This window comes from Micromonospora sp. NPDC049044 (assembly GCF_040649215.1).
Classification (GTDB): domain Bacteria; phylum Actinomycetota; class Actinomycetes; order Mycobacteriales; family Micromonosporaceae; genus Micromonospora.
The window spans coordinates 52,164-66,883 of record NZ_JBEZFA010000016.1; the positions used below are offsets into that span (position 1 = coordinate 52,164).

Below are 14,720 nucleotides of genomic sequence, written 5' to 3' on the forward strand. Positions count from 1 at the left end.
GATGGCCTTTCTAGGAAATCAGAACTGGATGCTGATGAGGTGGCGCCGGCCGCCGGCCATTGTCACCTTGGCGATCACCGAGTCGCGGACCGTGGAACTGAAGCCGAGGCCGGACAGCTGATCGGGGGAAGGCTCGCACTTGGTGCGATCGCCGAGAACCTCGAACACCTTGCGGTGCGGCTGCAGGTCGCCACGGAGAAACTCGTTGTAGATGCCCCGGGTCGGCTGGTCGTTCACGCACCCCTTCAGCATGAAGAAGTAGTGGCGATTGCCGACTTCGTTGTCGTCGAAGTAGTTCGGCGAGTACATGATGGTGGACACCGGCACGAACTGTTCGGTGGTAACACCCCACAGGTCCTGGCTCGCGCTGCCCTGCTGCATGTCCTTGCCCGGGCGGAAGGCGGTGATCACCTCGTCGGCGACCGTCATCCGGCCCACCTCGATGGTCTCCTTCTGGCCGACCGCCCGCTCGTGGCGGTACTGCTCGATCTTTCCGTTGCTCTCGGTCTCGATCACGAAGCCGACCTGCGCGCTGTCCCGCTTGCGGTACTGGTTCACCTCGATCCGGTACTCCCCGTCGGGGATACGGCCTCTCCAGGTGACGTTCTCCACCGGCTCGCGGGAGAGCGTCCCGCCGGCGTTCATGTCGACGTCCAGCTTGTTGCGCCTCTCCTGGTACCAGATGTGTTCGCCGTTGGGTTCATACACGTGCAGGTCGAGGTCGTCACGGTTGAACCAGGACAGACTCACCCGCAGCTTGCCGGTGACGTTGCCGCCCGCCCGCTTGACCCTCTCCCTGATCGAGTCGGTGACGTTGCCGCCGTAGGACCAGGCGAAATCGTTGTCCCACCGGAACAACCTCGGAGCCGTCGGATGCTGGCCGGTGGTGAGGCTGACCAGGTGCGGTTCGTGGGTGCTGGCGACCCACAGGTCGATGGCGGTGGCGCCGGGCAGGATGTTCTTCATGAAGGCGACCACGGGCATCTCCTCCGGCTTGGCGTCGCGGAGGAACGCACCCGACCGGGTGGTGGCCGCCTGCATGAGCAGCCCTTCGAGGCCGTCCTTCATCCGCGGCTGTGTGTCGTTGTCGACCCACAGCACATTGGTGACCGACATGTCGGACAGCCGGGCGAACCGTCGCTGCAACGACTCCTCGATGCCCAGCTCGGCGATGGTCTTCATGGCGGCCTTGACCATGCTTGGGGTGATCAACGCGGTGGGGCGCTGGTAGTTCTGCGGTGCCACCTTCGCCTCGAACGACCGGACCGCCTGCTCCAGGTCCGCACCAGTGGACAGGTCCTGGACGAGGGTGCCGATCACTGTGTTGCGGAACCGGGCCGCCGGGTTCGCGGCGTTGGCGAAGACGAAGGCGCGTCGGTCGGTCGCCTGGGTCCACCGCTTCTGCAGTGAGCGGAACTCGGTCACCGCCGGGCGATGTTCCGCGCCGCGGTAGAGGGCGTTGTCGACGATGAGGCCGAAGACGGTGTCCAGAGCGTGCGGGGTCAGTTCGTCCAGGCCACGCTGGAAGACCTGCACCGCAGCGTCGAAGCTGCCCTGTGCCGCGCCGACGTCCTCGGTGCGGTGCCGCTTCTCCACCGGGCCGTGCAGGTGGTGCCACACCTCGACCTGGCCGTCGCGCAACGACCGGGTGGTCCTCGTCCCGTACTGCGCCTGACTCGACCGGAAGATGGTGGACAACGGCAGCGTGCCGACGAATTCGTCCATTGCGGCGGCGACCACTGAGAAGACCGGGTCGGATGCAGACACCCCGGACCAGACGGAGCGGACCTGACCGTCGCGGATCTCGACGACGTTACCGAAGTGCTTGATGAACCCGCGGCAGGTCGCGCAGTCGTACGCGGCTCGCTCACGGAACCGCGGGTTGGTACCGGGAGGGAAGGAGTCGAGGAAGGTGAGCCAGAGTGAGTCCCTGTCGAGTCCGTCGCCGACGACGTACAACTCGCCCTGGGCCATAGTGGACAGACGTTGCGTCACATCCTCCACGAACCGCTGGAAATCGCCCACCGAGTCATCCTCCTTGATTGTTGGAGATCTTATGGAGTCCCTGCAATCGAAGGAACACATTTCCAGCCTGCCCGCAGGCTCAGCGACGCATGGTCGTGGGGCAGTGACCGAACGCTCCGTTCTGAGGTCTCCTCCTCGTGAACAAGACGGCACCTCGTTCGGGGTCTGAGGTCCCTGGGTGGTAGCAGCCCGCAGCGTCGGCGTCAGGTACGGCGACCAGGCCCTGTAGCAGCAGCGCATGAGCGCATCCTCGGCTAACGCGGTGGTGAGACGTACAACCCGGTGTTGCAACCCATCTCGCCCGGTTCCAGCCACTCCCGGTCGTACCCCGGTTGTTTGATGGCTCCGTCGGGGGTGCGGACCAGCAGGAGGCACTCCCGCTCGGCGGGCACGGCCAGCACGGCGACCAGGGCGTTCTGGTGGGTGGTCGTGTCGACGGTGACGTGCTTCTCGGGGAAGGCGGCCCGCACCGCGGCCGCGAGGGTGTCGGGCGTGGCGGTGCGCAGCACCGCGGTGAGTCGTTCGACCGCGTCCTTGGGCATGTCCGGGTACGGCTTGGCCGTGGGCACCGGAGGGGTCACCACGGACGGGCAGTCGATCTCCTTGAATGATGCGGAGCGATAGAGTTTCAGCAGGTAGTTGTAGCACCGGGTGGCCTGGCCGGCGGAGTTGCCGGGAGCGCCGAAGTTCCCGTGACTCTCCTCGACCCGCACCGTGATCCGGACGTCGATGGTGGCCTGCTCGTCCCCGAAGACCCGACCTGACCAGGCCAGCGGCTCACGTTGGATGCCCGGCGGGTCGGCGCTTGTCGGTTCGAGGATGGCGGTCGCGGCGATGTACTCGGCATCCCGCACCCGGTTCGGCGTACCGAGCTTCTCGTTGAGGTGCCTCGCCTCGGCCGCGGCCTGGTCCCGTGCCATCGAGTCGCCGTCGCGGTACTGCGCGCAGCCGGCCGACAGCAGGCAGAGCGCCACCACCATTGCGCTGGCCAGTGGCGTGGCGATGGCGCGACGACGGGTGCCGGCAGGTCGTCGAGGCGTTGTTTGGCGCCGGCCACGCGGCCGCGGCGGGGAGGCCACCGTTCCTCGGTCGACGTGGCCGGTCGTTGGGTGGGGATGAGCCATGGCGTCGAGCATGCCGACCGACGGTAGCGGCAGGATGAGTGCTCGTACTCATCCTGCCTGGACCGTCCCGGAGGCGGCCCGGTCCTTGGCGCGGATTCATCGGACGATGCCGGCAGGGCGTGCAGTGGGCGTCGGGCGGTCTGCCCGGTACGGGAGACTTTGCGTATTGACCACTCTTAATTGGCTGTTGCATTCGTCACACGTTCGACATACAGTCCGAGGGAGAGCTTCGTAGCGATTGGAAAAGGAGTGCGGTCGGGCAACAACAGCCCTCCGCCAGTCCTTAGTGGCGTCGCTGTTCCGTGCTCGTCGCTCGATACCCACATTCGGCATCCCGTCGACGGCAAGTGAAGGGAACAGTACGTGAAATCAGCCATATCCACCGCTCGAACGTCGTTGTTGGCGCTCGCGGTCTTCGTCTCGGCGGCAGTGCCGGCCGTGCTGACGAATCAGTTGCCGGCCTCGGCCGCGGTCCAGGCGACCTACTATGTCGCCCCGAACGGTAACGACGCGAACGCGGGCACGCTCGACTCTCCATTCAAGACTCTGCAACGCGCCCGGGACGTCGTTCGTACGGTGAACACGAATATGACCGGCGACATCAACGTGTTGCTGCGCGGCGGCAGTTATCCGATCAGCAGCACTGTCGAATTCGGCGCGAGTGACTCGGGCACCAACGGATTCCGGATCAGCTACGGCGCCTACCCCGGTGAGCGGCCCGTCCTCGACGGCGGTGTCCAGGTGACCGGGTGGACCCAGCACAGCGGCAACATCTGGAAGGCGCCACTGGACCGCGCCAACAAGCTGCGGGCGCTGTACGTCAATGACAAGCGGGCCGTCATGGCGACGAAGACGGTCAGCTCCGGGGGCTGCTACGGGACGTACAACATCACGGCCAACCAGGCCGCGTGGGCCTGGGAGTCGGGGTCGCAGTGTGACGGCGCGAAATACAGCCAGAGCGACTTCCCCGCCATCGCGCGCAACCAGGACGACATCGAAATCGAGACGGGCACGACCTGGACCACTGCCATCGTGGGCGTCCGCCAGGTGACCACCGACGGCGCGAACCGGGTTGCCCTGTTCCAGCAGCCGGGTGCCGCGATCGCCCAGGGCGCGTTCAACGGCAACGCCCAGGTCGGCGGCACCCACAAACTCATGAACGCCTACGAGTTCCTGGACGCACCCGGCGAGTTCTACTTCGACAAGGGCACCAAGACGGTCTACTACTACAAGGCCAGCGCCGACAACATGTCGACCGCGACGGTCTACGCACCGAACAACGTCACCACGCTGCTGCGAATCGCCGGCACCTCGACGAGCAGCCACGCCCGCAACATCACCATCTCCGGCCTGACGATCCAGCACTCCGACTGGAACCTGTTCAACGTCGCCGGCTCGTCCTTCAAGCAGGCGCAGCAGGGCAACCTCGGCGCCCAGGTGTACGCGAAGGGCAACTTCCACGTCTACTACTACCGCAACGTCGACGTCACTCCCGGCATCGTCCAGGTGCAGAACGCCGACGGGATCCTGCTTCAGCGCAACAAGATCCAACACACCGGCGCTGATGGCGTCAGCATGGTCAACGACGTGCAGAACTCACAGTTGATCGGCAACCACACGAACGATGTCGCGGGATCGGCCATCGATGTCGGCCATCCCCAGCACGTCTACATCGGAGACGGCACGTCGACCAACCGGGAGAAGTACTCCGCGCAGGTCGAGGGGCTGCCGAAGAACATCGACATCAAGAACAACTATCTGTACGACAGTGCCGTCCTGTTCAACGGGCACAGCCCCATCTCGGCGTACTTCGTCGACACCCTCACCATCCAGCGCAACCGGATCGAGAAGGCGCCGTGGTCCGGCATCACGATGGGCTGGGGCTGGTGGAACTTCGACGGGTCGTCGGGCTCGATCGTGCCCAACCGGCCGACCACGACGGCGCGGAACAACACCATCAGCTACAACCACATCATCGACACGGTGCAGCGCCTCAGTGACACCGCGCCGATCTACACGCTCGGCAGTCAGCCCGGGACGACGATCACCAACAACTACCTTCAGGGCGTGCCCTCGGGTCACAAGTACGGGCTGCACCCGGACGAGGGATCGGCGTTCATCACCTTCCGCGACAACGTGCTGAGCATCGACAAGAACGTCACCTGGATGATCAACTCGGACGACTTCGGCCGCAAGCACGACCTGAGCATCACCCAGATCTACGGTCCCATCAACAAGGTCTCGAACAAGAACCTGCCGAACAGCACTGTCGCCGACATCCTCGTCTCCTCCGACTATGTCTGGCCGGCGGCGGCGTACAGCATCGCGGCGAACTCCGGCCTTGAGGACGCGTACCGGGACATCATCCCGGCGGGCAACTTCTCCGCGCCGAACTACGTGTTGCCGGCCAGTACGTTCGTCGCCAGTGCCACGGCGTCGATCCCGATCCGGAGCACCGGCGACGCCACCAAGTCGGTCTGGCTGGCGCCGTACGGCACTACCACCTTCACCGCCGGGGCGACGATGACCAGGGCGGCCGGCACCGCCACCTCCATCGCCGTACCGGCGACCCAGGGCGAGTACCGCCTCTACGTCGTCGACGCACAGGGCAACCGGTCGGCGGAGTCGACCTCGATCGTCCGGCAGCAACAGGGTGGTGGCAGCGGTACGGGCAGCGGGCAGCTCGTGGGTAGCCAGTCCGGCCGCTGTGTCGAGGTGCCCAACTCCTCGACCACCAACGGCACCCAGACGCAACTCTGGGACTGCTCCAACGGCACGAACCAGCGTTGGACCCAGACCGCCAGCAAGCAGCTGACCGTGTACGGCAACAAGTGCCTGGACGCCTCCGGGGCCGGTACCGCCAACGGCACCCAGGTCATCATCTGGGACTGCCACGGTGGCACGAACCAGCAGTGGAACGTCAACAGCAACGGCACCATCACGAACGGTCAGTCCGGGCTCTGCCTCGATGCCAACGGCGCCGCCACCGCCAACGGCACCAAGATGATCCTCTGGTCGTGCAACGGCGGCGCGAACCAGCAGTGGACGCTGCGTAGCTGACCGATCAGACCCCGGGGCCAGGCCGACACGGGCCTGGCCCCGGGCTTTTTCTGGCCCTCCCCGGGGTGTGCGGCTCGGGTGTCCACACTGGTCGGTGTGTCACTGCTGGCCACGGCCGCGGAGCAACCGAATGTTACGGATTGTCGTTCTTCATTGGTGATATCTATCGCGCTGACGTCCCGTCGCGGGCTGCGGCCTGCCGGGACTAGCGTGACGACGGTTCGAAGATCATCGTGGGCGGCCGGCACCGGTCGCACCGCGGGAACCGGGTAATCACCCGAAGGAGGTTCCATGGCACGCACCCGCATAGCTGGGGCGCTCGCCGCCGTCCTCGTCCTACCGGCGCTCACCGTGGTGGCCGCTACCTCGCCGGCGTCGGCGCAAGCCGTCGCACCGAAGGTCGCCCCGCCGAGTGACATGCGTGAGCTCACCCGCAAGGACTTCACGCTCGACGGGCAGCCGGTCGAGACACCGTCGCGGTACCAGCCGCGCACCGGCGCGCGGAAGCAGGCGCAGTCGGTCGAGACGCCGGCGGTCGGCACTGTCCGTCAGTGGCTCGGCCTCGACGACGTCCAGGGCTCGATCTACCGCAAGGACTACACCCTGCGGGCCGTCGGTGAACACATCGAGGTCTGGGTCGCCAACGACCTGGCGTTCCCGGCCGGTGACTGCCGGGCGCAGGTGCCGTCGTCGATGCAGATCACCGACGCGCAGGTGCAGCACCTGGTCGACGCGTTCGACACGAACATGTACCCGAAGGAGACAACCGCCTTCAGCACCCCGCCGGACCGGGACGGCACCAACGCCCTGATCGGGCCGGACGCCAACGGCGGTGGTGGGGTCTACACCGGTGCCGGCAACAAGACCGTCACGCTCGTGGACAACGTGCGGGACGACAACTACTACACGTTCCCGGCCGCGCCGACGTACATCGCCGGGTTCTTCTCCGCGCAGTTCAACGAGTTGTTCGACCGCAACGTGATGACCGTCGACGCGTTCGACTGGCTGCACCGGATGACGGCGAACCCGCCGGACGAGCCGACGAACGACCTGTGCACCAGTCGGGGCGCCCGGCCGAACAGCTACGAGGGCACGTTCGCGCACGAGTGGCAGCACCTCACGCACTACTACGCGGACCCGTTCGAGGGTAACTGGATCAACGAGGGGCTCTCCGACTTCGCCATGTCGCTGACCGGGTACAGCGACTCGAAGGCGACCGTCTTCGACCGGGGCGCCGACAGTCACCTCTACTGCTACCAGGGGTTCGGCACGGTCCAGACGCCGTACAACACCAACCCGCGTGACTGCGGCGGACCGGAGAACTCCCTCACCCTGTGGGACGAGAGCCCCAACCCGAACGCGGTCCTCGCCGACTACGGCAGCGCGTACTCGATGATGTTGTTCCTGTACGACCGCTACGGGGCCGCCTTCATGTCGCGGCTGCACCGCGACGGGGAGCGGCAGGGCCTCGCGAGCCTGGACGCCGCGCTGGAGACGGTCGGGGTGCACGACGTCTACCAGGTCATCCACGACTTCCAGTCGATGACGCTGCTGGACAAGCTCGTCGGCGAGTCGAAGTTCGGCATCACCCTCGGCGTAGCCCGGAGCCGGGTCACCACGCCGAGCCTGCGCTCCACTGTCAACCTCGCCAGCACCGCGGCGAACGGTACGCCGGGGGCCGCCCCGAACGGCGCCGACTACGTGCAGCTGGGCACGGCCAAGGGCAAGGTGCTCAGCGGTCGCGACCTGCGGTCGGTGAAGTTCTGGGGCGCGCAGACGCTGCCCGCGCTCCCGCTGTCCTGGACGACCACCAGCCAGGACCCGGACCGGCCGGGCAACGCCGTGCTCTTCTCCGGCAATGCCAACAGCCTCGACTCGGTGGCTGTCACCTCCGTCGCCGTGCCGACCGCCGACCCGACGCTGCGGTTCCAGGCCAAGTACGGCGCGGAGGCCGGTTACGACTACGGCTACGTCACGGTGTCGACGGACGGCGGCGCCACGTACACCGCGATCCCCGGTGACCGGACCGTGGACGGGCCGCGCGGCCCGGCGCTCAACGGCACGACCACCGGCTTCGAGGCGCACTCGTACGACCTGTCGGCGTACGCCGGGAAGACCGTGCTGCTCGGCTTCGAATATGTGAGCGATGGCGGCACCAACGAGGGCGGCCTGCTGATCGACGACATCACCGTCGGCGGCAAGCTGGTCAGCGACGGCAGCAGCCTGGCGCCGTTCGACTCGCCTACCGAGATCCGGCCGATCCGGGTCAGCAACTGGAACCTGCGGCTCATCGGCATCGACGAGAAGCACTCGATCGCCTGGCAGTTCGAGTCCAACGGGCGCTCCGAGGTCACCATTGGCAAGCTTGAGCTGGCCGTGCTGGACGCCTTCCCGAAGGTCGTCGCCGTGGTGGCGTACGACGAGCCGACCGAGCAGGTGCGGCAGTACGCGCCGTACCAGCTCACCGTGAACGGTGTGGTGCAGCCCGGGGGTAGCGGCTCGCTGAGCTGATCTCCACCCAGGTCGCGGGGCACCCGGCGTCGACATCGACGGCGGGTGCCCCGCCCGCGCCGCCAGGTCGACGGGCCCGGAAATTGTCGGCGGGGGAGGTGCTGGCGCTCGACGTGCGGGTAAAGCGGGGTGATGAAGTCGACCTGGAAACCCCACGAGAAGCACGGCGGCCTGTCGAGCAAGGACAAGCGCGAGCTGCCGGAGACCGTCTTCGCGTTCCCCAAGGAGCGCAAGGAACCCATGACCGACGCGGGTCACGTCCGTAACGCCATCGCCCGGTTCGACCAGGTGCAGGGCGTCACCGACGCGGACCGGGAACTGGCCTTCCAGAACATCCTCGCCGCCGCCAAGCACTACGGCGTCGAGGTCGCGGAGACCGACTGGCGGCAGCTCGGCAAACTCCCGCACACCCCCAATCCCGCCCACTGACCGGGCCACCCACCCGGTTCGCGGATAGGTACGCCGTCGGCGGGTAAGCGGCGCGAATGCCCGCGAAGCAGGAGCCGACGGCCCACCCCGGCCCGGAACCGAACGGGGTGTCCCGACGGTTGGCCGGCCTGCGCGAGCGGGCTTGGCGCACGGTACGCATCCGCGCCTGGCGGTTGCGCCTGTTCGGGCTGCTCGCCGTGCAGGCCGGCGTCGCGGCGTCAGTCGCCTGGTTCGTGGGGTACCAGTTCCTGGACAATCCGACCCCGGTCCTCGCGCCCACCACGGCGGTCGGCATCGTGGCCGCCTCGATGGGGTCACGGGTGCGGCGCACCATCGAGCTGCTGGTCGGGGTGGTCCTCGGGCTTGCCGTCGGTGACCTGCTCATGCCGCTGTTCGGCATCGGCGCCTGGCAGACCGGTGTGGTCGTCGTGCTGGCGATCATCGTCGCCGTGCTGCTCAAGGGTGGTGGATCACTGCTCACCCAGGCCGGAGGCACGGCGGTGCTCATCGCCACCCTGGAACCACCCGTGCGTGATCTGTCCATCCCCCGCTTCGTCGACGCCGCGGTCGGCGGGTTGGTCGGGTTGGTGGTCGGCCTGCTGTTGGTGCCCATCCACCCGCGGCGGACGGTGCGGCGGCTGGCCGAACCGATCATCGACCCGACACTCGCCATCCTGCACGACCTGGCCACGGCGCTGCGTCGTCGGGACCTTGGGGTTGCCGAGCAGAGTTTGGGCAAGCTACGGACTCTTGGACCGCGGATGACCGCGCTGGACGAGGGTCTCGGGGCTGCCCAGGAAGTGGCGCGACTGGCACCGACACGGTGGCACGAACGTCGGTCAGTGGACTTCTACTCCGAGGCCGTCCGACATATGGAGCGCAGCTTCTACGCCTTTCGGGCCATCGCGCGCAGACTCGTCAAAGCGCTCCGGGATGAGGAGCCGCTGCCGGAGGAGTTCGCCACGGCCGTCGACCTGCTGGCCACCAGCATCCAGACCCTGAGATGCGCCATCCGCGCAAAGGCCGAGCCGAAGGTTGCGCGCCAGCAGATCCTGACGGCCGTCGAGCTGATCGGAAAGGCCCAGGGGGGCGCCGCGCCAGATCCCACCCGCCCGCACACCCACCGGCTGGGCTACTCGGGAATGATCGCCACGGGTGATTTCCGCACCGCCGCCCAGGACCTCCTCATCGCCAGCGGGTTGGAGACCGACAGGGCGGCAGCGCTGGTGCGGCAGACGGCGGACCGGGAAGAGTGGGACTGAGCCGACAAGCGGCGCCCGCGTGGGAGCCGGCCACGTCAGGTCGGCTTGAGCGAGGCCAGCACGGAAAGGTGGTGCGCGCCACCGAGTGGTTTCGACGGTGTCGGGGCGTGTACGCACCCCGGTTCCCGGGTAGTCGCCGCCGTCGCGACGACTGATGGCGGGGGAGAGCGTGGAGAGCTACCCGGCGGTCGAGAACCACGGGCTGATCGGTGACCTGCAGACCGCGGCGCTGATCAGCACGGATGGGACAGTCGACTGGTTCTGTGCGCCGCGTTTCGACTCGCCGAGCGTCTTCGCCGCGCTGCTGGACCGTCGCAGGGGCGGCCACTTCCAGCTGTCGCCCGACGGCGTCGACTACACGAGCAAGCAGCTCTACCTGCCCGGTACGCCGATCCTGATCACCCGTTTCCACAGCGCCGACGGCGTGGGCGAGCTGTTGGACTTCATGCCCGTCACCGGCGAACGCGCCACCGACCAGCACCGCCTGATCCGACTGGTCCGAATGGTCCGGGGCAGCATGCGCTTCCGCTTCGACTGCCGCCCACGGTTCAACTACGGGCGCGACCCGTACGAGCTGGAGGTGCACCCCGAGGGCGACGTCTTCCGGAGTCGGACGCTCACCCTCACCCTCGCCGCCTTCAAGAACGTGGAACGGATCTTCAACGCGACGGACATCCGACGTGACACCGAGGGCGTGTCCGCGTCGTTCACGCTTCGCCACGGCGACATCGGCGGGGTCACCCTGGAGACGGCCTCCCCACACGCGCCCCGAGCGCTCAGCACCGACGAGGCGTGCGAACTGCTCGCCGAGACCCGCGACTACTGGCGGCGGTGGGCGGGCGGTTCCCGCTACACGGGTCGCTGGCGGGAGATGGTCGAGCGGTCGGCGATGACCATCAAACTGATGACGTACGCGCCGACCGGCGCCCTGGTCGCCGCGCCCACCGCGGGCCTACCGGAGCAGATCGGCGGGCAGCGCAACTGGGACTACCGCTTCACCTGGATCCGGGACGCGTCCTTCTCGGTGCACGCGTTGCTGAGCCTGGGCTTCACCGAGGAGGCCCAGAAGTATCTGCTCTGGTTGGACGCCCGTATTCGTGCGGCCCGCGACGGCGACATCCCCCTCCAGGTGATGTACCGGATCGACGGCTCACCGGACCTGTCGGAGGAGGTGCTGGATCACCTGGAGGGGTACTGCGGTTCGGCCCCGGTGCGGATCGGAAACGGTGCGGCGGGCCAACTGCAACTCGACATCTACGGGGAGGCGCTCCTCTCGTTGGAACTCGCCGACCGCAACGGGCTGATCCCGCCGTACGAGGGTTGGCGCAAGACGACAGGGCTGATGGACTGGCTCTGTGCGCACTGGGACCAACCCGAGGACGGCATCTGGGAGACCCGGTCCGGCCGTCAGGACTTCACCTACGGGCGGGTGTTGTCCTGGGTCGCACTCGACAGTGCAATCCGCATCGCGCAGCGCAGGGGGCGCCCCGGTGACACCGCCCGCTGGGCTGCCGAACGCGACGCGATCTACGAGCAGGTCATGACCCGTGGGTTCAGCCAGCAGCGGCGCGCGTTCGTGCAGCACTACCGGTCGGAGATCCTGGATGCTTCGCTCCTGGCGATGCCCGGGCTGAACTTCATCTCACCTACCGACCCGATGTGGGAGTCGACGCTGAAGGCGATGGACGCCGAACTCGTCTCCGACAGCCTGGTCTACCGCTACGACCCGAGGGCCTCGCCGGACGGCCTGGCCGGCACCGAGGGCACCTTCAACATGTGCACCTTCTGGTACGTCCAGGCGCTCGCCCAGGCCGGTCGACTCGATGACGCACGGTTGACCTTCGAGAAGATGCTCACCTACGCCAGCCCGCTCGGGCTGTACTCGGAGGAGATCGCCCCGACCGGTGCGCAGATCGGCAACTTCCCGCAGGCGTTCAGCCACCTGTCGCTGATCAGCACCGCCGCCCACCTGGACGGCCTCCTCGACGAGCGGCGCTGAGCACCCCGGGTCAGAAGAGGGTGAGGGGCTCGACCGGTATCGGTTCGGGCAGCGCGTCGAGTGCGGGTACGCGGGCCCGTACCTCGTCGTGGAATCGGCGGGCGAGCACCGGCGCGTCGGCGTTGTCCGGGGTGTGGATGAACACCGTCGGCGAGCGCCCCTCGCGGAGCCAGGTGACAGTGGTGTCGACCCAGCGCTGCCACCCCTCGACGGTGCGCACCGGGTCGTCGCGGCCGAGGTAGCGCACGATCGGCCGGTCGGTGAGCGCCACCGTTCGGCGCGGCACGCGTGGTTTCTTGGTCCAGGCGTCCCGCTCGGCGTCGCTGCTGGGTGGGCTCGCGAAGAAGGCGGTGGTGTCGAACGGGATCCACTCGGCGGACGCGACGTCGAGGGTCGCCTCCAGCAGCCGGGCCGCGTCGGCGTCGGTGAAGAACGCGGGATGGCGGACCTCCACCGCGTACCGGTGTGACTGCGGGAGTTGACCGAGGAAGCGGCGCAGGGTCGGGACGTCGGCGGGGGCGAACGAGCCGGGCAACTGGATCCAGAGGGCGTGTACGCGCGGGCCGAGCGGTTCGATCGCGTCCAGGAAGGCGTGCAGCGGTTCGCCGACGGCGGTGAGCCGGCGTTCGTGGGTGATCACCTTCGGAAGCTTGAGGACGAACCGGAAGTCGGAATCCGTCTGCGCGGCCCACGACGACACGGTGTCCCGGGCCGGGGTCGCGTAGAACGTCGTGTTGCCCTCCACGGCGTCACACCAGCTGGCGTAGTGCCGCAGGCGCTCCGCCGGTGGCAGCGGGTGTCCCGGCCACGACCGGTGGCTCCACATCGCGCACCCCACGTGCAGACGCATGCCCGCCCTTCCCGCCGGTGACCCCGCGCTTCGACCGGAGCCCACCGTAGCGGGCCACCGCGCCCACCAACCGCCGACCGTCGTCAACTCGTGGTTGACGAAGTCAGGTCGTCAACCTATGGTTGACGCATGACAGAACCTCTTCCGATGAGCAACACCGTCAAGCTCGACGACCTGATCCAGGCCATCAAGAAGGCACACACCGACGCGCTCGACCAGCTCACCGACGCGGTCATCGCCGCCGATCACCTCGGCGAGGTCGCCGACCACCTGATCGGGCACTTCGTCGACCAGGCCCGCCGCTCGGGCGCCTCCTGGACCGACATCGGCCGCAGTATGGGGGTCACCAAGCAGGCGGCCCAGAAGCGCTTCGTGCCGAAGGCGACAGATGGCACGCCGCTCGACCTGAACGAATCCTTCGGGCGGTTCACGCCCCGGGCCCGCAATGTGGTGATTTCCTCCCAGGAGGAGGCCCGCGCCAGCGGAAACGCCGAGATCCGCCCCGAGCACCTGGTGCTGGGCCTGCTGGCCGAGCCGGAGGGGCTGGCGGCCAGGGTGATGGCCGGCCGGGGTGCCACCGCCGAGGCCGTGCGGGAGGCGGTCGCCGCCGTCCTCCCGCCGCCGGCCGCGCAGGTCCCGGACCTCATCCCGTACGACGCGCGCGGCAGGAAGGCGCTGGAGTTGACCTTCCGGGAGGCGCTGCGCCTCGGGCACAACTACATCGGCACCGAACACCTCCTGCTCGCCCTGCTGGAGCAGGAGGACGGCACCGGCGTGCTGACCGATCTCGGCCTGGACAAGGCGACGGTCGAGGCCGACCTGGCCGCCGCGCTCGCCGCCTTCACCGCGCCGCAGTGAGGACCCGACGTCAGGGTGCCTCGGGGAAGCCGTAACGCAGGGCGTGCTCCGGATCGGTCGGATCGATCTGGCGCACGCCCGCGTCGGCGAGGCGCTTGTTGACCTCGTCAAGTTGCTCGCGCACCAGTCGGGCCTCCTCCTCGGTGACCCGGCCGCGGTGTGGCTTGCCGGCGTGCTCGAGCGTGCTGTAGTCGATCTTCTCGGCGCTCTTGCGGGCCTTCGGCGGGCGGACCCGCTCGGCCGTCCGCAGCAACCGCGCCATCGGTACGTCGGTGGCCATCGCGTCGAACTCGCTCGCCGTCAACACCACTCGACGCGGCTCGCCGCCACCGTGCCGGTCGTGGATCTCCACCACCGCCACGTCCAGGGCGGCGTCGTCGATGTTCTCCACCTCGCCCGGGGTGGCGTCCAACTGCACGGGCCCGGCGACCAGGTCCGGGTGCTCCAGCACGACGACGCGCACCACCTCGTCGTCCTGCTGCAGAACCGTGCCGGTGAAGTCGGAGACGTGGATCGTCTTCTTGCCCATGCGCGGAGCTTCTCCTGTCGTAGGCCGGGATGCCGGACCACAAGAAATTACCCGACAGGTGTGCGAAAGCCCG

Annotated in this window: 10 protein-coding genes; 6 read left to right on the forward strand and 4 right to left on the reverse strand. The window is 67.9% G+C overall.

Annotation, left to right across the window (positions count from 1 at the left end; genetic code table 11):
• Nucleotides 1-18: 18 nt before the first annotated feature.
• Together AB0B85_RS15830 and AB0B85_RS15835 are read right to left on the reverse strand one after the other, a co-directional pair.
• Nucleotides 19-2,025, reverse strand: a complete 2,007-nt coding sequence (locus tag AB0B85_RS15830; protein ID WP_357407738.1) for a hypothetical protein — start codon at nt 2,023-2,025, stop codon at nt 19-21.
• Between the two features lie 254 nt (nt 2,026-2,279).
• A complete protein-coding gene (locus AB0B85_RS15835) occupies nt 2,280-2,999 on the reverse strand; it encodes a hypothetical protein (protein ID WP_357407740.1) in 720 nt (239 codons plus the stop codon).
• Nucleotides 3,000-3,512: 513 nt separating this feature from the next.
• On the opposite strand from AB0B85_RS15835, the gene AB0B85_RS15840 reads away from it, so the two are divergent.
• The 5 genes from AB0B85_RS15840 to AB0B85_RS15860 all read left to right on the forward strand — a co-directional run bounded on the left by AB0B85_RS15840 (nt 3,513) and on the right by AB0B85_RS15860 (nt 12,410).
• Nucleotides 3,513-6,209, forward strand: a complete 2,697-nt coding sequence (locus AB0B85_RS15840; protein ID WP_357407742.1) for a ricin-type beta-trefoil lectin domain protein — start codon at nt 3,513-3,515, stop codon at nt 6,207-6,209.
• 291 nt (nt 6,210-6,500) lie between these two features.
• Entirely contained in the window at nt 6,501-8,720 is a 2,220-nt protein-coding gene (locus AB0B85_RS15845) for a choice-of-anchor J domain-containing protein (RefSeq protein WP_357407744.1), read from the forward strand.
• 132 nt (nt 8,721-8,852) lie between these two features.
• On the forward strand, nt 8,853-9,149 hold the full coding sequence (locus AB0B85_RS15850) for a DUF6582 domain-containing protein (protein WP_357407746.1): 297 nt from the start codon (nt 8,853-8,855) through the stop codon (nt 9,147-9,149).
• 56 nt (nt 9,150-9,205) lie between these two features.
• The gene (locus tag AB0B85_RS15855; RefSeq protein ID WP_357407748.1) at nt 9,206-10,411 is read left to right on the forward strand and encodes an FUSC family protein; all 1,206 of its coding nucleotides are present in this window, start codon (nt 9,206-9,208) and stop codon (nt 10,409-10,411) included.
• Nucleotides 10,412-10,580: 169 nt separating this feature from the next.
• Nucleotides 10,581-12,410, forward strand: coding sequence for a glycoside hydrolase family 15 protein (locus AB0B85_RS15860; RefSeq protein ID WP_357407910.1), 1,830 nt, complete (start codon nt 10,581-10,583; stop codon nt 12,408-12,410).
• Between the two features lie 10 nt (nt 12,411-12,420).
• On the opposite strand, the gene AB0B85_RS15865 is transcribed toward AB0B85_RS15860, so the two are convergent.
• Nucleotides 12,421-13,236 (reverse strand): DUF72 domain-containing protein, encoded by an 816-nt coding sequence (locus tag AB0B85_RS15865; protein ID WP_357407911.1) that lies wholly within the window; start codon nt 13,234-13,236, stop codon nt 12,421-12,423.
• A 153-nt stretch (nt 13,237-13,389) separates the two neighbouring features.
• Here AB0B85_RS15865 and AB0B85_RS15870 point away from each other — a divergent pair, with 153 nt between their 5' ends.
• A complete protein-coding gene (locus AB0B85_RS15870) occupies nt 13,390-14,118 on the forward strand; it encodes a Clp protease N-terminal domain-containing protein (protein WP_357407750.1) in 729 nt (242 codons plus the stop codon).
• A 10-nt stretch (nt 14,119-14,128) separates the two neighbouring features.
• On the opposite strand, the gene AB0B85_RS15875 is transcribed toward AB0B85_RS15870, so the two are convergent.
• Entirely contained in the window at nt 14,129-14,647 is a 519-nt protein-coding gene (locus AB0B85_RS15875) for a hypothetical protein (RefSeq protein WP_357407752.1), read from the reverse strand.
• Between the last annotated feature and the right edge of the window lie 73 nt (nt 14,648-14,720).